Raw genomic sequence first — 20,714 nt, forward strand, 5'->3', positions numbered from 1 at the left:
GAATCGGCGGGGATTCTGTGTTGCAGCAGGTGGGGCACTCCTCGGGACATCAGGATGCTTAGAGGCCGATTTCGAGCAAGGGCTTCGTCTCAGTGGTGTTGTATTGGCCAACCAGCGAACAAGCCACATTGTGGTTCAACTTCGGATACAACAGGGAGACACAACGGTCGTCGATAGTGAGTATTCACTAGAACCATCCGACAGTTCTGGATCTGGTATCACTATAGACGACGAGTGGAGCGACCGTGTGGATCAATACACGGTCACAGTAGACCTCGACGATGGGATGACAGACTCTTTTATTTACACCGGAGATCACAGTCATGGAGACTGTACGGTAGCATACATCGGAATACGGCCTTCGACTTTCCACTTCTCCACTCACGAAGCCCCTGATGGGGAATTCTGCTCTACAACCAGTGATTGATAGACACATATTCTGTCTTGAGCGATTCGCTTGCCTGAGAATTGCACCAGACCCCGTTCAAGATACGCGCCCTGTATTCAGCAGAGACTGAACGTTCTACTCAGACTCTGTCAGAATATGCCTGCTGAATATAGAGGATGAATACAGCAAGCTACCCTTGTTTCTGCCAAGAATTAGTGCTGAATCATCCGGTCAGTAGCCCTGTGTCCCTTATAGTAAAAAGGGTTTTATTTCCCTGATGAAAACCCGCTATTATGCCCTCCACTGATCAAAGTCACGCTCTGACGAAGCGCCAACTTCTGGCTCTCTGCGGCTCCTGCGTGGGGGGCGGTGCACTCGGTGGATACGCATACGGGTCGGGATTCTTGCCCGATGACGACTGCAATCCCGCACCGCTGGATACCTCGCCGACTGACTGGCCCCTCCCCAACTACGATGGAGGGAACACTCGCACTGTCCCGTCCGAACACGCACCCGAGAGCGGGTTGTCCGAAAAATGGAGTGTCAGCGTCCAAGACCCTGGACAACCCACCGCAATCAACGGTTCCGTTTTCGTCGCGGGAATACGGCCGGATTTCGTCATCTCGTACGATCTGTTCACCGGCGAAGAACGATGGACGAAACCAATCACCACGACACAGCCGGGACTGCGACTTTCGCCCATGGCAGGCGGCGATTCTCTCGTGATACCGCAAGATAGCGAAGATGGAGACACTGTCTCGAGGGTATGGGCCACAGCCGACGGAAGCGAACAGTGGACGAGTGAGATAACCAGCGGACACGTCACACCGGTACTTGATGCAGGGCTGCTCGTCTTCCGGGATTCTCCTGATCTGATCGCAATGGACGCTCGTACCGGTGAAGAATGCTGGCGGGAACGCTTCACAGATCATCTCCGATCAAGTACTATCCACGCCGGAGAAACCGTTGTAATGGATACCGGCAGGGACGGCGAAATCATCGCGCTTGACGCGAGGACGGGAGAACAGCGGTGGAATACCGATATTTCTGAGTATTTTCATCCGAAGTTCGACGCCATTCGAGATCCCCTCGTCGCCGGGACTGATCGCCTCTTTTTCGGGACGTTCCGTGGGATGTTGATTGCCCTTGATGCGGCCACCGGTGAAACGGAGTGGGTGACGCCAGAGACTCATCCAGAACTTCCTACCGAAGGCGGACGGGAGCACGCTCCGCTCACACTCGAACCGATTGCCTTTTCGAATGATACACTGGTGGTCATCGAATCGGATGGTACAGATCGGTCGGATAGCCTGCACACGATTGATCCGACGACAGGACGCAAACGGTGGACATTCGAACCGGAGGAGGACGAAGACGTACGTATCCGCTCGGCGGCAGTGGGCGGAAAGACGGTGTTTCTTCCCGTGATGGATGCGTTCCACCTCGTCGACCTTGCGAGTGGAGAGATTCTCGAAACGCACGAACTTGACGGATACGCCCAATCGGTATCTCTCGCTAATGGTCTCTGTCTCGTTGCCACCACTGAGGGAATCATAGCCTTCGAAGAGGAATCATGACCGGTCACTACCCTCACAGATCGGCACTCAGTCTGTACCACATTCGCGCACTGTATTCAGCAGGAACTGAACGCTTTATTCAGATTCTGTCAGAAAATGTCTGCTGAATATAGAGTATGAGTGCAGCACGACGACTTCGTTTGATTCACGCCGAAGTCAATGAATCAGCTGTTCAGTGGATATGCGAACTGAGCGATTCACTCAAACCAAATCGACCAGATGATTAAAGCCAGAACAGCAAACAGGGTACTTGTCAGCCACACTGCTGTTGTCTCCTCGGAGACGAAGTGGGTCGTGAAGAAAAACCCAAACAGGCTTCCAAACGGTGCGGTAGCGATAACGATTGAAACTGCATTCAGAAGCGATATTTCTGACCGTCCCACGGCAGTCAGAGTATCTCCAACGCTCATACCATACGTATTTTGTTGAGTCACTATAAATTTCAGTGGGATATTGTTTGCTCACTACTTCGCCTATACGTAATACGGCCACCGGGAACCTATTATGGCTGGAGGATTTCAACAGAGTCTGGTTCGACAAAGATAGTAGAATAATCCGCTTCTTTCTCACAATTTAAGACTCACAATCGCCATTACTGACAGCAACGGCCTCTTCGCCCATGATCCCGGTCCGAGGCAGCGATGACGTCCGGGGTTGGCCGACAGCCAGCGGTCTCTCCTGTACTCATGTCCACAACAGTCCAACCCCTCGGCGAGGGTCAGGATTGCGACGAATCCGATCAGATCTTCCGGCGCTACGTGTTCGAGGATCCTGACTGCTGTTCGTCGTGCTTCCGTCGCATCAAGAGCGATCACGTCCGGATCACGTGGGGCTCGACCGGCCACGACGTCGAACCCAAGGCGACGCGCGCCAAGCCGATCCGACTTCACGAAACCGAGGAGGACGAGATCGGGCCCGAAGGCATCTGTATTGGTTCGCGGCAGGTCGCCAACACGGCGATCGCCAAGTACCCAGTCCGTACGGTCTGCGAGGACTGTGGCGCCGTCGCTGGCCGTGCCGACTCGGATCCACTCTCACGAAGAGAGGCACTCCGCCGGGCGGAGAACCTGGTCGACCGACTCCACGAGCTCGGCGAGCCGGTGGACGTGGACAACCTCAAACACGCCGTCGGTCACCTGAAGTCCCTCGAAGAGTTCGCCAGCTACGACACGGAAGTCTTCGAGGCCGCGACGACGGTCTGTGTCCGACGGGCCCGGAAGCGATCATGACAGTCCACTCGATCGACGAAGGCCAACCCGTCGAGGTCCGCTTCGCCGGTCGCGACGTCAAGGGCGTCGTCGACGAAGTCCGCTGGCGGCCGTCCTGGAACCAGCCGATCGAGGAGATCGTCGTCGTCGCCAACGGCACACGGATCGCGACCGGCCGTGCGAAAGTTCAACCACAGTAATCGAGTCCCCGATGTGGCCACGGCCTGGCACCCGCTGTGGCTGAAGGGGACCGCTCCCGCTGGATCGCTTCGGGACGAATGACACACCGCGACTGGCAGACTCCAACGGCCCGTCCCGACTTGCGCCGGGATTCGGCATGAACCTCCCGGACGGGACCCGGCGCGCCCATTTTCATGCACTGATCAAAATGTTCGAGAACGTACCCGATGACGTCGTCTACGTCGGCGGCGTCGCGATCGTATCGCTTCTAGTAATCGGTCGGCTCTACGTCGGTGAATACTACTTCAACGACCGAGCCCGGTTCTGGAACCCGCTTCGCCGGCACGTCATCCCGCTACTCCACCGACTGTTTCAGCGGCAGGACAGCGATCTCTACGCCGAGACTCGAGTCCAGAAGTCCGAACTCGTGGACGTCGTCGACCGCCGGCCTGAAGCAGTCTTGGAAGACCTCGCTGCCGCCGGCTACGAACCGAACCCGCTGGCATCTCTCGCGACCGACTGGACTGGTAAGTCGGAGATCGCCAGTTGGGCACACTACGAAGGCCCGCGACCGTTCCATGGAGCCCCACACTTCCTGAAACATCGCCAGGTCCATGTCCGACTCTTCCCTCGCGAGGAGGGGACGGCGATCACCGCCCATGAAGAGGCAAACCCGTGGCGGCCAGACCAGTGGCAGGACCACTACCGCGGCGAGACGCTGGACGTCGAACACGGCGTCGCTGTGGCTGCGTTCGATCTCGGCCTTGACCACATCTTCGAAGAACACGCGAACGCCCACGCGGAGGCCTGACGAGTGATGGTGGCCACGAGCACACTTCGGGTTGTTCTCTGGGGGACCAGCCTCCTGACCGCTGGCGCGGCGTTCGGAATGGACTGGGCGATCCAGACAGTACAGATCCCGCTGTGGGCCTTGCTCGTCGTGACGTTCGTCCCGACACGAGACCTCGTCGACGCGGTGACCGACGTGCTCGATGCAACCGTCCAGAAGGTAACACCGGGAGAGGGTAGTGAGCGCTGACTCAGGTGGCCATCGCGATCGAACCAGTCCACGCCGAACATGCGATGACACTGGGTTCAGTGACGATCTCACTATGACAGACAACGACCTTGAGATCTCGGGTGAAGCGCCCACCGACGAGGTCGGCCATCCGATCCATCCGGACCCAGACAAGGACCACCGCATCTGCGCCGCCCAGAAATCCGATCGGACGACACCGACCGAACACGGCCGCGAGCGCGACGACATCTCCTACTGCACACTCGCCGCCGGCTGGGGCGTCGACGACAAGTCCGAAGGACCGTGCAAACACCACACCGGAGCGATCGACAATCAGGGCGAGAACAACCCGAACTACAAGCACGGCGCTTACTCGGAGTTCATCGACTTCATGCAGCAGTCGCTGACCGACGACGAGCAGGCGGCGATGGACGCACTCGATCTCGAGGAGAGTGGCGATGAGTTCGCGACGGACGTCGTCAAAGAGGTCTACCTCAAGTACCTCCGAACTGACGACGATCGGTTCCTCCGCGAGGCTCGTCAGTGGGCCAGCGAATTCGGCGTGATCGAAAGGCCGGCCGAGAAACTCGAGGCGACCGTCGACGCCGACATCGATCAGACGACTGCTCACGAACTCGGTGAGGATGAGAAGGAGATCGCCCGGGAGCTGATCCGTCAACAGCAACAGCAGATAGCTGGTGGTGGCGATGAGTAGCATCCTTCAAGCCGACGACGTCGACACCGGCGCCAAGCAACTGCTCGAGATCGTCTCCGATCCTGAGCTCAAACGCAACCTCCTCAACCCGTTCGAGACGGGGGACTGGATCACGTACGCCAACGAACTGACGCGCAACTACATGGCCGAGGAGATGGAGGAAGACCAGTATCACCTCCTCGGCGATCACCACGAGCGCTGGCTCGAGTCGTTCGACGGCGGCGACCGCGTCCTGTTGTGCCATCGTGATGGTCTGAAGACGACGATCACGCTGGCCTACCTGATTGCGTCGCTCGAGTACAAGGACGGCTTCCGGGCGATCTGGGCGATGAACAACCAGGGGTCGGTCAAGAAGAAAGCCGACACCGAGTTCTGGAAGATGGTCGAGCGCAACCCGTGGCTCACGAACCTCAACGGACCGCGAAAGAAGGACACGATCGAGACGAAAGAGTTCGCGAACGGTTCGATCCTGAACTCGGGCTGGCTGTTCGGCGGGATCGAGGGCGATCGTGCCCACCTGCTCGTCCTGGACGACATCATCAAAGAGAAAGGCGACGGGGATACCGAGGACGTCCTCGACTGGATCCAGGCTGTCTCCGTCCCGATGGTCAAAGAGGGCGGCCGGACCGTCATGATCGGGACCCGCAAGCGGCCAGACGACATCTACAACGACTACCGCGCCCTCGAGGGCTACGAGTTCGACGAGTACCCTGCGATCCTCGACTACTGGGATCAGCAGTTCGGTGCTGACGACGACTGGGAGGATCGTCGGCCCGACGAGGACCTCTACACCGAGGTCGAGGATCCCTGGAACGATGGCGAGACGCTGCAGGTTCTCTGGCCCGACGCTCGAGGCCCGGAATGGCTCGCAAACAAGCGCTCGCAGATGTCCGATCACCGCTTCTGGCGGGAGTACTGCCTCGTCATCATGGGCTCGAGCGGGAACCTGATCGAGGCGACAGACGTCCGACAGTCGGCCGCCGAGGGTGGCTGTTCGATCGACGATCGGGGCCCGCCGCCGAAGTACCGTGCCGGTCCGGGCGAGGCCGTCATCCTGAGCCACGATCCAGCGAACTCCCCGACCGGGGACGATGCAGCATTTACTGTCTGGCTACTCCAGCGCGACGGGCGTCGTCGTCTCCTAGACGCCCACGCCGAGGCTGGGATGCAACCCAGTCAGGTGAAAAACCAGCTCGTGGAGTTCGATCGGCGGTATGACCCGGCGATGATTGTCATTGAGGACAATGGGATGCAATCCTACGTAGCCGAGGACGCGATCGAGTTTGACGCGCAGCTGGCGGCCAAGGTCACCGGAATTCCGACTACCGGTCAGAAACACAGTTGGGAGAACGGCATCCCGCGGCTGCGGACGCTCGTCGAGAACGGCCAGATCCTCTTTCATCGTGGCCACCGCCCAGCCGAGGACTTCGTGACGGCGATGCAATCGCTCGAACTTCGCGATGGGAAACTCCACGGCCACACGCCGGACCTGATCGCGGCCTGGTATATGGCCGAGAAAGGGTTCCGAAAACTCGAGGAGATGGGCATCGGCGCCGACAACGATCAGGACGCCGGTGAGGGTAGCGAGACCGTCTCCGGGGCTTCAGGTATCTAAACAATGAGCACGGACGACGACACGTACACGAGAGACGACGGGCCTGTATCGGACGTCGACACCAAGGGGGCCTACTCCGAGATCACGCAATCGATCGCGGAGAAGGCAACCGAGACGCAGCAACTCGAGGAGCGCGTCAAGGGAAAGATCCGCGGCGGGGCGATCCTTCCTCCGTTCCATCCCGCGCGGATGGCGAAACTCCTCGAGATCAACACCACTCATGCGAAGTGTGTCTACTCCAAGGCTCGCAACGTCGCGGGCTACGGCTTCGAAATCGTGCCACACCCGGACGTCGACGATCCCGACGAGGAACAAAAGGAGATCGCTGAGGACTTCTGGTTCAGTTCGGACTCGACGTGGCAGGTCGGGCCCGTCTCGTCCGAACGGGCAACGCCAGCGGACGTCCTCGAGATGGGGTGGATTGACTATGAGGGCATCGGCTGGCTCTCGCTCGAGATGCTGACCCGGAATGACGGGAAACCGACCGGACTGGCGTACGTTCCTGCGATGACGATCCGACACCGCAAGAACGAGCCCGGATACGTCCAGATCCGGAAGGCGAAGATTCGGTACTATGGCAGTGCTGGCGACCGATACCGCGGTCTCGAGCCAACGCTCACCGGCATGGGCGACGATCTCGACGTCTCGTACGAGAGTGATCCCGACGACGATCGCGACCCGCAGTTCGTCGATGCCGAGTCAGGCCAGGTCGGTGAGTCGGTCGAGAACCCAGCGAACGAACTCCTCTTCAAGCGCAACCACTCCCCGCTGTACACCTACTACGGCGCGCCAGATATCGTCCCTGGCATTCCGACGATCGAGGCCGACGACGCCGCTCGCGACTTCAACATCGACTTCTTCGAGAACAACGCCGTCCCACGGCTGGCGATCATCGTCGAGGGCGGCGAGCTCACGCAGGGTGCTCGGAAGGATATCCACGACCTGCTGCACGGGATGCGGGACGAGGACCACCGAACGATCGTCCTTGAAGTAGAGAAACTGCTCGAGGACTCGGACGGTATCGATCTCGACGGTGATCGCAACGACCTGAAGATCCGCGTCGAGCCGTTGACCGTCGGAATCAACGAGGACGCCTCGTTCCAGGACTTCCGTGATCGCAACGAGCACGAGATTCTCAAGACTCACGAGGTCCCGCCGATCGAGGCGGGCCAGATCAAGTCCGGCGCGTTCTCGACGGACGCTCAGGCCCAGCGTAAGGGCTACATCGAGACCGTCATCCAACCCAAGCAGGAGGCGTACGCCCAGTTACTCTACGAGACCGTCCACGCAGCGCTGGGCGTGACAGACTACACGATCGACTTCAAAACACGCGGTGTCGACACGCGGCTGGCTGACGCAGACTACGTCTCGAAGGTCATTCAAGCGTCCCAGGGCACGCTCCGGGTCAACGAAGCCCGCCAGATCCTCGCGAACGAGACCGGCGTCGACCTCGAACCGATCGACGGCCCTGAAGGCGACCAACTGCTCGCGAACCTCGACGATCGCGGTGCCGGCGCCGACGATAGTGAAGACGGTGAAGACGATCGTCCCGAGGATGCGCCCTCGCAGCGGATGAAGATCGGCGAGCGCTCGAGTGTCGAGATCTCAAAAGAGGTCGACATGATGCAGTTCGACTCGAGCAACCTGCGATCTGGGCTGTACGATTACGACTCTCGAGATCTCTACATCCGGTTTATCGGTGACTCAACAGACCGGATCTACGTCTACCGGTTCGTTGAACCAGAGACGTGGGAGGCGCTCAAGGACGCTTCGAGCCACGGCAGCTACCACTATCACAACATCCGGATGGACTACCCGTACGAAGAGCTCTCGGCAAGTGACTGGCCCCAGCAGGGCCGGGCAGCACCGACGCGAAACAACGTCGTCCAGGCGTTCCTCGAGGCTTGAGATCCGATGCCCAACGACGACCCTGTATTCTGTGGCCGGTGTAAGGCCGAACTCGACCTCGATCGCGAGAACTGCCCGAACTGTGGGGCGTGGATCGAGGCAGTCACTGACGAAGTGTAGCGGCGACAGATAACGGGCGATCACCGATGACCGCCGGGACGTACCCGACCCGGCGCGAGGCCCCGATCGGAAGACACTCCTCACAGATCATACATGACCAACAGTGACAAAGAGAGCGGCCGAAAGTGTGGTCTTCTCGAGTTCGATCAAGTCCAGAAACTCGACAAGACTGCCAACGCCGACGACGACAACGAAGAGGAATAACACATGACGGTACAGAAGGGCGAAACGTTCGAGAAACGCGTCGAATTCAAGGCCACTGACGGCGATCGACGCGTCGCGACTGGCGGTGTCCTCATCCCCAGTAAGGTTGACCTCCAAGGTGACTTCGTTCAGGAGGAGACCATCCGCGAACTCGCCGACGACTTCATGGCGCGGCTCCAGGCTAACGAGGGTGAAGAGGTCGAGGTCGACGCGATCCCCGGCGTGATGCATGCAGTGTTTCCGAGCGATCACGTCACGCTCGTCGAGAACCGAGTGCTGGAGAACGATCAGGAGATCGGTGGCAAGGAGTTCCCGGCCGGGTCCTGGATCCAGTCCTACCGGTTCGACGACGACGAACTCTGGTCGCTCGTCGAGGATGGCGTCCTCTCGGGCTATTCGATCGGCGCAATCGACGTCAAGTGGGAGGGGCCGTACGAACAGTCCGAGCTTCCCGACAACGTCGACGTCGCTGATGGCTACCCCGAGGATGAATCTGCGTGGCAGATCACGACCGCGACGATCGCTGAGGTCTCGAGCGTCGACATCCCTGCAGTTCCCGATGCCGTGATGGCATCAGTCAAGGCCGCCGGCGTCCGCACGCAAGACAAGAACGTCCTGGATCGCGTGGAAGGCAAGGACGAGTTCCTCGACGTCATGGCCGAGCGCGGCCACGACGAAGAGGCGGCCACCCGGATGTGGGAGTACCTGCAGCGGGCAGCCGACTCGGGTGCTGACCACCATCCCACGGACAAGGCATCCGACGGCGTCCTCCGACGCGTTGGACGGGCCGCTCTGAACGCCTTCGGCGCCGGTGGCAATACTGATGACTCGAGTACAGCTGCGAAGGCGGCCGATGACGGCACTTCATCGCCCGAGGCGACCGCAGCAAAAGAGGGTCGAACTCTGTCGCGGGCCAACCAGGAGCGACTGTTCGCGACTATCGACGCGTCGCTGGACGTCCTCCAGGACGCCGGCGTCGAGCACGGGATGACGCGGTTTACCGATCGCGATGACGTTGATTGGACGCTCGACGATCACACCGCCGGCGAGTGGTCGAGCCCTGGGTCCGAAGAAGATGAGTCACCGTCGTCACCGTTCGAGGCATCCGCCGGTTCCTCCGAGATGAAAGACGTCACGTCGGAGCAGGCCGAGATCGCGCTGTCCGTCCTTGAGGACTTCGTCGAGGCCCAGGGTGATGCGCCGATCGGTGATTTCGAGGAGTGGCTCTGGAACTCCGAGGACGATCTCGACGCCGACGAACTGACTGCGGCACGCAGTGCACTGTCGGACTTCTTCGACGAGTGGCGTGCGACCCAACTGACCGTTTCCGACCAGTTCACTGACTGGCTTGAGCAGCAGACCGACGACGACACGACTACCATGTCAGACGACAATCCCGACGACCCCGAGAAAGGGCTCGAAGATGCCCCCGAGTGGGCGAAGGCGCTCTACGAACAGACCCAGGAGAACAGCAAGGCGATCGACGACCTCGCCGACGACTCCGAGAAAGACACTGACGATCCCGAGGAGTCCGAGAAGGCCCTCGAAGATGCACCCGAATGGGCGAAGGCGATCGCGGAACAGACCGAAAAGAACGCCGAGCAGATCGAGCAGGTGGCGAAGGCTTCCGGCCACAGCCAGCAGCTCGACGAGTCGGACAAGACTGAGGAACCGTCCAACGACAACCGCAAGTTCTCGGCCGACTGGGACCAGACGTTCGGGATTCCCAGCGGCACCGGAGGTGCTAACTAATCATGGCTAATGCACGACGATCCCTCGACAAGGTAACGACCGGTGACTTCAGCGCGGGCGGGATGCTGAACCGCCAGCAGTTCGAGGAGTTCTTCCGCGAGGTTCAGGAAAACGCCCAGATCCTCGATCTGGTACGCTTCGAAGACGTCGACGCGCCGAAGGGACAGATCGACAAGATCGGCGTCGGAGAGCGACTGCTGCAGTCTGCGACGGAGGCGACCGAAGGCAGTCTTAATTCGCCTAACACGGGCAAAGTCGAATACGACACCGAGAAAGTCGAACTCCCGTGGGAGGTTTCGACAGAGACCATCGAAGATACCATTGAGGGTGAAGGGACTGCCGACACGCTCGTGGACCTGTTCGCAAACCAGATGGCGGTCGACCTCGAGGACCTCGGCACGAATGGCGATACGAGCAACGCGGACAGCTTCATCTCGATCGTCGACGGCTGGGTCACGTTCGCCGAGAACGACACGGACACCAACACCTACGACCACCAGGGTGGCGCGATCGAGAAGGACGTCTTCAAACAATTGAAGATGGCGCTGCCAGTGCGCTATCGGCGCGACGCCAACAACCTGCGCTGGCTCATGCACGAGGACCAGAAAGAGGAGTACAAGGACTACCTCACCGATCGCAACACCAGCGGGGGCGACGCGATGCTCATGACTGGCCAGGAGCCTGAGCCGCTCGGGATCCCGATCACGACGCCGGTCAACTGGCCCGAGGATACGATCATGCTCACGCCCATGCAAAACCTCATCTGGATCGTCCAGCGCGACGTCAACATGCGGTTCACCGACGAGGGTGAGGCAGTCGTCCGGCGTGACCTCTACGGCATCTACAACATGCTCGCCCGGATCGACTACGTCATCGAGGATACCAAGGGCATCGGCCTGGCGCAGAACATCGCCTCCCCGACCGCGTAACTGGGGTGATCTGATATGGGAATTACCTACACCGAGCAGGATCACCGCTGGACTGGCGGCGGACAGCGTGAGAAGACTATCGAGGCCAGCTTCGATAGCAGCTACACGGCCGGCGGTGAGAGCTTAGCGCCGTCTGACGTTGGGCTCGGAACGATCGAGAACGTCACGATCGAGTCCGGTACGAGCGACTCAGGCTACGTTGTCGAGTGGGACGACGTCAACGAGGTCCTCATTGTTCGCGAGGAGTCCGACGCCGGTGGCGGGCTGACGGAGGTCGCCGATGCCACCGACCTGTCGGGTGAGAGTGTCCGTCTCAGCGTCCGGGGGCGATCGTAATGGTCCGTGTTCGCCTTCGCGAGGACGGGCCCCGGCAGTATCGAAACCGTGACGGCGTCTACGCCGACGAAGACGATCCCGAGGTCGACGTTGACCCTCATCAAGCGACATACCTCGTCGATGAAACGGGCTACTTTGAGTTCGTCGAGGATGACCCGCGGCTCCAAGGCGCCAGCGACGAACTCGGATCACCCAATGGCACTGCTGGCTCAGAGAATGAGCCACCCGACGAAGACGAAGCCGAGGACGGCTACGAGTTCGACCCAGACGTCTGGTTCGACGACCACGACGACTACAAAGCTCGCGAGGAGCGCGTCCTGTCTGGCGATGTTGACGAGCACCTCGATGGGATCGCCGAGATCGAGACCAGCGAGAACGTCACTGACGCTGTTGGTGTCCGTCGCGCTGAGTTGGAGGAATGACCAATGACTCGCTGGGATAGCGCAGTCGTCGTTGTTGATTCTGTCAGTCTTACTGCCGGTGAAGTGGAAACGGCCGACATCGATGGCCTCCGGAATCCGACAGTCTGTGTTGCCCTCGAGGACCTCGAGGGTGCGGCGGACGACACAGTCACCATCGAGTTCCTCGGCGAGGCTGCCACGTACAAGGCTGACGAGCGAACCCTGTCGGAAACAGGGACCTACACAGTCGAGATTCCTCAAGCAAATCAGGTCCAGATCACGAGCGCGAACGGTGTGACGTACTCGATCGAAGTGCGCGCGAATCCGTGGTGATCTCCGATGGCTGATGTCGGCTACTGCACTGTCGAGGATCTTCGGCGAGCACTGCGTGCGGCCGACCTTCCCGGGGACGCAGCACAGGATCGCGATATCGCGATCGACGCGATCACGGCTCAGACCGAGTGGCTCCAAGAGGAGACCAACCGCCACTGGTACGAACCTACCGGGCTCGACGAAGACACGGACAATCTCATCTCGACTGAACCGTTGACTCACGAACAGGACGAGCAGGACATCTCGACGAGCACGGTCATGTTTGCCGGCGACGAGATCTCACCGTCGACGCGGATCGGCTCGTACACTGAGGTCGAACTGTTTCGCCGTGACGTCCGTACTGTGACCGAACTACTCGTCCTCACCGACCAGGGGACGTTCGACGACTGGGTCGTTAGCGACGAGTATACCGAGGGCCGCGGCGAGGACTACTATCTGCAGGTCGACGATGCTGACGGATGGACGACACTGTATCTCGATACCGACGCGATGGACGATGACGAGCTGACGGACTACCGTAACGCCGTCGTCGCGACTTACGAGTATGGCATCGAGGGAATCACGAAAACCGTCCGGCGTGCAGTCGCGATGAAGGCGGCGGCACAGCTACTGACCGACGACGCCGCCGCGCTGGGAATTCCGGACAATGGCAACCTCGTCCCTGCCGAGAGCAAGATTCAGACGATCGAGCGTCAGGCTGAGGAACTGCTAGGGATCCACCAATGAGGATCGAGGCTGGCTTCGAGGCCGACCTTCGCGAGGTGCTCTTGGATGATGTCGAGCAACGGGTCCGCGACGAGATCGTGCCGGAGGTCCAGGAACACGCTCACGAAATCCTCGAGACGTACGGATCTCGCCATGCCTACGACGTCTCGACGCTGATTGAGGGTGGCGAGACGTGGGTCAACCGGACCGATCGCGATGTCCGCGTCCGCTGGGGGTGGCCGGAGCCAGCGATCTACTTCGATCGCGGCACGGCCGATCACCGTATCGAGGCGACGAATGCGGACGTCCTCTCGTTCGTCTGGGAGGACCGCCACGACCCGCCGACGTGGGTTCGGGAGGAGTTCGACCGCGAGGGCAACGGCTACCGCGTGTTTCTTCCCGAGGTCAACGTCGAGGGGCTTCCCGAGTCGCGGTTCATCCGTGACGCACTACACTTCGTTCGGAGGTGGCTCGAACGATGAGCTCCGAAGTGGATTGGGTCATCGATCAACTCGGAAGCGTCGTCGACGGCGTCAGCACCGACTACACCCTTCGGAACGGCGATCCCGTGACGGTCAAGCGGATCAACCGGGATGACAGCGGGATCTACGAGGGGTCGAGCGGTGTCAACATGACCGAGCCGATCCACACACGCACAGAGGACCTTGAGGGCGGGGTATTCATCGGGGCTACACTAGTCGATCGGGACACCGACCCAGTCGGCACCGAGTACGACCACCAAATCGAGGCGGTCGTCGGGCTCACGATCGAGGGGCTGACGAGCCGTGGTGGGAACTACGGCCACATCGATCCGGACGGCGAGAACGGCGTGCCGTTCGACGAGTTGACGCGACGGGTCCGGCGGACACTTCTGGAGGGACGCGGCTACCCGGATCCCAGCGTTCCCGACACAACGTACACGGACCTGCTGGTCACGAACGACGACCCGCAGTCGGCCGAGTATCGCGACTTCTACCGATACCAGGTGGACTGCGTCTTTCGCGGTTACGAGGGGCTACCATAACGATGATAGACGACACCCGAACTAACGGAGGTATCGACAGATGACCGGTGCCGGATCGGCACTCCCGGTCGCGTTCGCACTCGAGGAGACGTTCATTGGGTCGATCGTCGACGAAGACTCCGACGGCACGCCCGAGTTCTACGTCCCCGGATACAACCCGACGGTGGAAGAACTCGACCTGCAACGCGAACTCCAGCGGATCCGCGAGCCCGACAGTGCGTTTCCGCTGACGTCGCTCACCCAGACGATCGAGGGTGCGGTGTCGGTCTCTTTCGACCTCGCGACCGACACCTGGCACGATCTCGTGTTCTCGAACAGCACGATCGAGCCTGGTCTTCGCCCCTCTGGGCGCTGGTACTTCGGCGTCGATCTTGCCAGTGAGACGCCCCAGCGGGTCACGCTCGGGACGATCGTCACGCAGGTCCAGATCCAGTACCAGCAGGGCCAGAACGTCCGCGTGTCGTTGACGATGCTGTACGCCGACGAGGCAGACGAGACGTCCACGGAAGCGGACGAGTTCTCGGCGACCGACGTCCAGAAACCGAACGCGTCCGACGTCTACGCCCATCACGGGACGACGCTCACGATCGACGCCTCGACTGTCGAGACCTATCTCCAGTCGGCCGACCTCACGATCTCGAACATCGCGCGCTTCCGCGAGGGCGCCAGCGTTCGTCCCGTCGATGCGGTCACGGACGCGGTCGAGCCGTCGCTGTCGACGAACGCGACCTTTACCGAGACCAACCGACGCGACCTCGCCTACGGTGGGTCGACGCCGGCGTCACAACTGAGTGAGGTCGACGCTACGCTCGACTTCACCAACGACGCCGGTACGACGATCGGCTACTCGTTGTCGCTCAAACCGGAGAACTACGCCTGGAACGACCTGGTCGAAGCCGAGACAGACCTGAGCGACGACATCAACTGGCACGTCTCGGATGTCCTGGTGGTCTAACATGGCCCGCGACACAGAGTTCTTCGAGTTCGAGGCTGAACTCGAGCAGATCCGGGATCAGAAAGAGGAGGTCACCGACAGCATGGTCGAAGTCTCGCGAGACAACCCTGCGTTTGACAATCTCTCGCGGACCTGCAACGACCTCGATACCTACGATGACGCGATCGTCTGGGCCCGTGACGCCCACGAAGACGACGCCCAGCCCGAGTGGGAGGAAGAGGTCGACGGCGTCACGCTCGGGGGGCTCACTGGCGGCGAGGAGGCCGAGGCGATCGATCGCCTCCGATCGGCTGGGGGCGGCGAGAAGGCCCGGCGCAACTACTACGTCGCGGCGGGGACGGTCGAAGCACCCTACTGCAACGCACTCGACGACTGGGGGAGTGCGAGCGTCGACGAACGCGTCGCGATCGTCTCTCAACTCCCGCCGGCATATCTCGAGTGGGCCGATGCCAAGGTCGACGAGATGACGTCGGTGGGCGAGGGAAACGAGAACAGCTCCTGGCGGTTGTACACGGAGAAACTTCGGGCCACGTCGACGGCCAAGTGATGCTCGATTATCTGGTCGGCATCGCGATGGTTCACGGTCACGACCCTTGCGAGGCACGTCAGTACAGTCGGCGTGATCTCGAGATCCTCGCACTGATGCACAACGAACAAGTCTTGTAGAAATCTCTTTGCGAGGATATGTTTCAACAGTCATGCTGAATACAGTGCTCTGTAGGATCACTAGGCTGCGGCGACTTGGGAGCAATTGGAGCTGGTTAATTGTGATGTGATTTGGACGAATATTTCCCTGAGGCTGATGGCTGGATGAACAGATTCCTGCAAAATCAAGAGACTGCGGTGGATTCCAGATACTGGTCCAGTGGGTGACTGTTCTCCGACGAGAATAGGCTAATCACAGCGTCGTCTAGCGATCCTACAGAGCAGAATACAGAGGATGAGTGCAGTACGACTGCTTCGTTTGTTTCACGCCGTGGCTAATGAACCAGCCGTTCGGTAGATCTACGAACTGCCCGTCGCCCATATTCTTGTTGTAGAGATGTTCAAATTCTCCTCATCGAAAAATGATTCTCCCAGTCTAATTCGCGCTTCAAGGCTGAGGTATTCGACGGATGCCTATCAGAGGTGTGAAGTCGCAACGAAGAGTACGTGATTTGGACTCTGAGACCCCCTGTAATCTCCAGACAAAAATGCCGACTCTTGCACGACCGGCGAGTGTCTTAAGTTGGACGCGGATCATAGGCGGGTAATGAGTACACGAGCGGGCAGCCCCGACGGGGCATTTTGGGGAGACGTCGACGACGACGTGGCGCTCCACCGGTATCGGACGCTCGTCAACACGATCGACGACGGCGTGTATCAGCTCGATTCGGACGGACACTTCGTTGCGGTCAACGACGTGATCGTCGAGACGACGGGATATTCACGCGAGGAACTCCTCGGTGAGCACGTCTCACTTGTTCTCACCGACGACGACGTCGACCGCATCGAACGAGAACTCGAAAGTCAGATCGGAACAGAAGACACGGAAATCGCGACCTTCGAACTCGGTATCCAAACTGCCGATGACGGTGTGGTGCCCAGCGAATTACGGATCAACCTGCTGATCGAAGCGGGGGAGTTTCAGGGAACGATTGGCGTCGCACGAGACCGCTCCGACGAAAAGCAACGTCTGGAGTCACTCGAGTCAGCACGGGCATCGGTCGAATCGATCACGGGCGTTCTCGACGAAGCGAATATCGGCGTCTTCGTTCTCGATGACGAATTCACGATCGCGTGGGCCAACGAGACGATCGAACCGTATTTCGGCCTCAATCCGGACGACCTTGTTGGCCGCGACAAACGACAGGTCGTCCACGAACTCGTCGCGGATACAGTCGCCGATCCAGACAGATTTGCAGAGATGGTCTTGGCGACGTACGACGACAATAGCTACATCGAGGAGTTCGAGTGCCGCGTCACGGCAGGCGACGACCGTGAGGAACGCTGGCTCGAACACCGGAGCAAACCGATCGAATCGGGGCAGTACGCCGGCGGTCGAATCGAACTCTACTACGATATCACAGATCGGAAGCGATCGGAGGGTGCCCGCCGTGAAACCGAAGAGCGGTTTCAGTCACTAGTCGACGCCGTCGAGGAGGACGCGATCCTTCGACTCGATGCGAAAGGTCACGTCGTCAGCTGGAACGCGGGGGCGAAGGAGATCAAGGGATACGAGTCCGAGGAGATCATCGGCGAACACGTCTCGACGTTCTACACCGAGGAGGATCGCGCAGCGGGCGTCCCCGAACGGAACCTCGAACGGGCCGCCGAAGCGGGATCGATCGAAGACGAAGGTTGGCGTGTCAGAAAAGACGGGACACGCTTCTGGGCAAGCGTGACGATTACAGCGGTTCGCGACGAGAAGGGAATCCCCCAAGGGTACCTGAAAATCATCCGCGATATGACCGATCGGCATCGGCGCGAGCAGGAACTCGAACACGAACTACAGCAAGTGTTCGAGAGGGTCTCTGACGCCTTCTACACAGTCGACGAGGAGTATCGATTCACGCACGTCAACGAACGGGCCGAGCAACTTCTCGACCACTCCGAAGAAGTGCTGCTCGGTGAAACCATCTGGGAAGCGTTCCCCACTATCGACCGGATGGACGACGTTCGGGACGCCTTCGAAACGGCGATGAACTCACAGGAGCCGACCAGCCTCGAATTCTACAACGACAACCTCGAATTCTGGGTCGAGGCGAATCTCTTCCCCTCCGAGACCGGTATCTCGGTTTATTTCCGAGACATTTCCGAACGGAAAGAGCGCGAGCGGGAGTTAGAGCGGTACGAACAGACCATCGAAACGGTGTGGGACGGCGTGGTGACGCTCGACGCCGACGATCAGTTCGTGATGGTAAACGAGGCGTTCTGTGAGATGACCGGCTACGACCGCGACGAGTTGCTTGAGGAACACGTCACGCGCATCCACGACGAGGCAGTCAACGAGAAAGCCGAGAAATTGCACGAGGACGTTCTCGCAGACGAAATGGAATACGCCTCGATCGAATTCGACCTCGAGACTGCGGATGGTAACATCGTTCCCGTCGAGGGACGATTCGGGCCGTACGAGCTCGAAGACGGATCGATCGGTCGAACGAGCGTCGTCCGCGATATCACCGAGCGCAAGGAACGCGAGCGGGAACTGGCGAAGTACGAAACGATCGTTGAGACCGTCAACGACGGAATCTACACGGTCGACGAGGATGGCCGTTTCACAATGGTCAACGACGCGTACACCGAACTGACCGGCTACTCCCAGGAGGAACTGCTCGGGTCACACGCCTCGCTGGTCGTCGACGAAGAGACGATCGAGCAAGCGAACGCGGTGGAGACCGAGATTACGGAAGGACGCGCCGACGATCGCAAGCTGGAAGCAACGGTACAGACGGCAGATGGCGACCGTGTTCCCGCTGAAGCGACGTTCTCGATATTACCCGGCGATGAGCGCAAACGAATCGGTGTCGTACGTGACATCACTGAACGGAAAGCGCGCGAACGTGCGCTCGAGGAATCCGAACGGCGCTACCGGACGCTCGTCGAGAACTTCCCGAACGGTGCAGTCGGCCTCTTCGACGAAGACGTGCGGTACACGGCCGTCGGCGGGGAACTCGTGAACGCTGTCGGCGTCTCTCCGGAAGATCGGATCGGAAACAGGGTCTACGACATCTACCCGGACGAACTCGTCGAAGAGGTGGAACCGTACTTCGAGGCCGCGCTGGAGGGTGAGGCAAATTCGTTCGAGGTCGAGTATCGCGATCGACACCTGTTCGCCTACACCGTACCAATTAGAACTGATGCCGGAGAAGTGTTTGCGGGGATGCTCGTCGTCCAAGACGTAACTGAACGCCAGGAATTCCAGCGCCAACTCGAAGAGTACCGGCGCTGGAATCAGACGCTCATCGAAAACTTCCCCAACGGTGCCGTCGCCCTCGTCGACGAGAATCTCCACTACATCACCTTCGGCGGTTCACCAGCAGGTGATGCAGACGTTCCGAGAGAAGATCTGGAGGGAGCCTCTGTTCGTGACGTATTGCCGCAGCAAATCGCTGACGTCGTCGTCCCTCGATACGAGGCCGCTCTCGAGGGCGAACCCGCCGAATTCGAAGAAGAAATCGATGATAGCGTCTACCAATTCCACTTCGTCCCGGTTCGAGACGACGATGGAGACGTCTTCGCCGCCACGGCAATGTCGCAGGACATCACCCAGCGCAAGGAGCGCAAGCGTGCGTTGGAGGAGTCCGAACGGCGCTACCGGACGCTCGTCGAGAACTTCCCGAACGGTGCAGTCGGTCTCTACGACGAGGAGTTAACCTACAACGTTGTCGGCGGTGAACTCCTCGACGATCTTGGCTTTTCCCCGGACGAGGTCGTCGACACGACGATTTACGGGCGCTATCCCGACGAACTTGTCGACCGTATCGAACCGAACTTCCGCGCCGTCTTCGACGGCGAATCGAATTCGTTTGACATCGATCTCGGTAAACGCACCCTGTTAGCGCATACGCTTCCCGTCCGGAATGCCGACGACGAGATTTACGCGGGGATGGTCGTCGTCCAAGACATTACCGAACTTCGAGAGTACCAGAGCCAGCTCGAGGAGTCGAACGAACGCCTCGAACAGTTCGCCTACGCCGCCTCCCACGACCTCCAAGAGCCCCTGCGGATGGTGACGAGCTACCTCCAGTTGATCGAGAATCGGTACGACGATGCGCTTGACGAAGACGGCGAAGAGTTCCTCGAGTTCGCCGTCGACGGCGCCGAGCGGATGAGCGAGATGATCGATGGGCTGCTCGAATACTCGCGCATCGACACGCGTGGCGATCCGTTCGAACCGGTCGAGCTCAACGATGTTCTCGATGACGTTCGCGAAGATCTCCAAATGCGGATCGACGAGAGTAACGCCGAGATTACAGCCGACGATCTCCCGCGTGTAGATGGCGACGACAGCCAGTTGCGCCAAGTCTTCCAGAACCTGCTGAGTAATGCGATCGAGTACAGCGGGGACGAGCCGCCGCAGGTCGATATTTCCGCCACGCGTGATGACGAACAATGGATCATTTCAGTGCATGACGAAGGTATTGGGATCGATCCTGATGAACAGGAACGTATCTTCGAGGTGTTCCAACGACTGCATACACACGAGGAACACTCTGGGACGGGCATTGGCCTCGCGCTGTCCCGGCGGATCGTCGAGCGCCACGACGGCGAGATTTGGGTCGACTCCGAGCCCGACGAGGGATCGACGTTTTCGTTTACCCTTCCGACTGTCGATACCTAAACGGTCTATGCTGACGTCGCCAT

20 protein-coding genes are annotated in these 20,714 nt (G+C 59.9%); 19 read left to right on the forward strand and 1 reads right to left on the reverse strand.

Going from position 1 to position 20,714, the window contains the following annotated elements:
* The first annotated feature begins 681 nt into the window (after positions 1–681).
* Positions 682–1,965: an outer membrane protein assembly factor BamB family protein gene (locus tag AC6I6X_RS21815; protein ID WP_497932679.1), complete on the forward strand. Its 1,284-nt coding sequence runs from the start codon at positions 682–684 to the stop codon at positions 1,963–1,965.
* A 197-nt stretch (positions 1,966–2,162) separates the two neighbouring features.
* On the opposite strand, the gene AC6I6X_RS21820 is transcribed toward AC6I6X_RS21815, so the two are convergent.
* Positions 2,163–2,375, reverse strand: coding sequence for a hypothetical protein (locus tag AC6I6X_RS21820; RefSeq protein WP_497932680.1), 213 nt, complete (start codon positions 2,373–2,375; stop codon positions 2,163–2,165).
* Between the two features lie 276 nt (positions 2,376–2,651).
* Between AC6I6X_RS21820 and AC6I6X_RS21825 the strand changes: the two genes are divergently transcribed.
* The 18 genes from AC6I6X_RS21825 to AC6I6X_RS21910 all read left to right on the forward strand — a co-directional run bounded on the left by AC6I6X_RS21825 (position 2,652) and on the right by AC6I6X_RS21910 (position 20,691).
* A complete protein-coding gene (locus AC6I6X_RS21825) occupies positions 2,652–3,194 on the forward strand; it encodes a hypothetical protein (RefSeq protein ID WP_497932681.1) in 543 nt (180 codons plus the stop codon).
* Complete coding sequence (locus tag AC6I6X_RS21830) at positions 3,191–3,373, forward strand: hypothetical protein (protein WP_497932682.1); 183 nt, start codon at positions 3,191–3,193, stop codon at positions 3,371–3,373. The genes AC6I6X_RS21825 and AC6I6X_RS21830 overlap by 4 nt, the downstream gene beginning before the upstream one ends.
* Before the next feature lie 137 nt (positions 3,374–3,510).
* Complete coding sequence (locus AC6I6X_RS21835) at positions 3,511–4,164, forward strand: hypothetical protein (protein ID WP_497932683.1); 654 nt, start codon at positions 3,511–3,513, stop codon at positions 4,162–4,164.
* 6 nt (positions 4,165–4,170) lie between these two features.
* On the forward strand, positions 4,171–4,392 hold the full coding sequence (locus AC6I6X_RS21840; RefSeq protein ID WP_497932684.1) for a hypothetical protein: 222 nt from the start codon (positions 4,171–4,173) through the stop codon (positions 4,390–4,392).
* A 73-nt stretch (positions 4,393–4,465) separates the two neighbouring features.
* Positions 4,466–5,086: a 4'-phosphopantetheinyl transferase family protein gene (locus AC6I6X_RS21845; protein ID WP_497932685.1), complete on the forward strand. Its 621-nt coding sequence runs from the start codon at positions 4,466–4,468 to the stop codon at positions 5,084–5,086.
* A complete protein-coding gene (locus AC6I6X_RS21850; protein ID WP_497932686.1) occupies positions 5,079–6,701 on the forward strand; it encodes a phage terminase large subunit family protein in 1,623 nt (540 codons plus the stop codon). Before AC6I6X_RS21845 ends, AC6I6X_RS21850 begins: the two co-directional genes overlap by 8 nt.
* Before the next feature lie 3 nt (positions 6,702–6,704).
* Positions 6,705–8,609 (forward strand): phage portal protein, encoded by a 1,905-nt coding sequence (locus AC6I6X_RS21855; RefSeq protein ID WP_497932687.1) that lies wholly within the window; start codon positions 6,705–6,707, stop codon positions 8,607–8,609.
* A gap of 327 nt (positions 8,610–8,936) precedes the next feature.
* The gene (locus tag AC6I6X_RS21860; RefSeq protein WP_497932688.1) at positions 8,937–10,685 is read left to right on the forward strand and encodes an XkdF-like putative serine protease domain-containing protein; all 1,749 of its coding nucleotides are present in this window, start codon (positions 8,937–8,939) and stop codon (positions 10,683–10,685) included.
* A gap of 2 nt (positions 10,686–10,687) precedes the next feature.
* Entirely contained in the window at positions 10,688–11,614 is a 927-nt protein-coding gene (locus AC6I6X_RS21865; RefSeq protein WP_497932689.1) for a phage major capsid protein, read from the forward strand.
* Positions 11,615–11,629: 15 nt separating this feature from the next.
* On the forward strand, positions 11,630–11,950 hold the full coding sequence (locus AC6I6X_RS21870) for a hypothetical protein (protein WP_497932690.1): 321 nt from the start codon (positions 11,630–11,632) through the stop codon (positions 11,948–11,950).
* Complete coding sequence (locus tag AC6I6X_RS21875; protein ID WP_497932691.1) at positions 11,950–12,372, forward strand: hypothetical protein; 423 nt, start codon at positions 11,950–11,952, stop codon at positions 12,370–12,372. The genes AC6I6X_RS21870 and AC6I6X_RS21875 overlap by 1 nt, the downstream gene beginning before the upstream one ends.
* Before the next feature lie 3 nt (positions 12,373–12,375).
* Positions 12,376–12,684 carry a hypothetical protein gene (locus tag AC6I6X_RS21880; RefSeq protein ID WP_497932692.1) on the forward strand — a complete coding sequence of 103 codons (309 nt, stop codon included), beginning with the start codon at positions 12,376–12,378 and terminating at the stop codon, positions 12,682–12,684.
* Between the two features lie 6 nt (positions 12,685–12,690).
* A complete protein-coding gene (locus tag AC6I6X_RS21885; protein WP_497932693.1) occupies positions 12,691–13,410 on the forward strand; it encodes a hypothetical protein in 720 nt (239 codons plus the stop codon).
* The gene (locus AC6I6X_RS21890; RefSeq protein ID WP_497932694.1) at positions 13,407–13,871 is read left to right on the forward strand and encodes a hypothetical protein; all 465 of its coding nucleotides are present in this window, start codon (positions 13,407–13,409) and stop codon (positions 13,869–13,871) included. The genes AC6I6X_RS21885 and AC6I6X_RS21890 overlap by 4 nt, the downstream gene beginning before the upstream one ends.
* A complete protein-coding gene (locus AC6I6X_RS21895) occupies positions 13,868–14,413 on the forward strand; it encodes a hypothetical protein (protein ID WP_497932695.1) in 546 nt (181 codons plus the stop codon). Before AC6I6X_RS21890 ends, AC6I6X_RS21895 begins: the two co-directional genes overlap by 4 nt.
* A 40-nt stretch (positions 14,414–14,453) precedes the next feature.
* Positions 14,454–15,368 carry a phage tail tube protein gene (locus AC6I6X_RS21900; protein ID WP_497932696.1) on the forward strand — a complete coding sequence of 305 codons (915 nt, stop codon included), beginning with the start codon at positions 14,454–14,456 and terminating at the stop codon, positions 15,366–15,368.
* 1 nt (position 15,369) lies between these two features.
* Positions 15,370–15,915: a hypothetical protein gene (locus AC6I6X_RS21905; RefSeq protein WP_497932697.1), complete on the forward strand. Its 546-nt coding sequence runs from the start codon at positions 15,370–15,372 to the stop codon at positions 15,913–15,915.
* Between the two features lie 705 nt (positions 15,916–16,620).
* Positions 16,621–20,691: a PAS domain S-box protein gene (locus AC6I6X_RS21910; RefSeq protein ID WP_497932698.1), complete on the forward strand. Its 4,071-nt coding sequence runs from the start codon at positions 16,621–16,623 to the stop codon at positions 20,689–20,691.
* Positions 20,692–20,714: the final 23 nt, after the last annotated feature.

It is taken from the genome of Halosolutus sp. YCN4 (genome assembly GCF_059736495.1).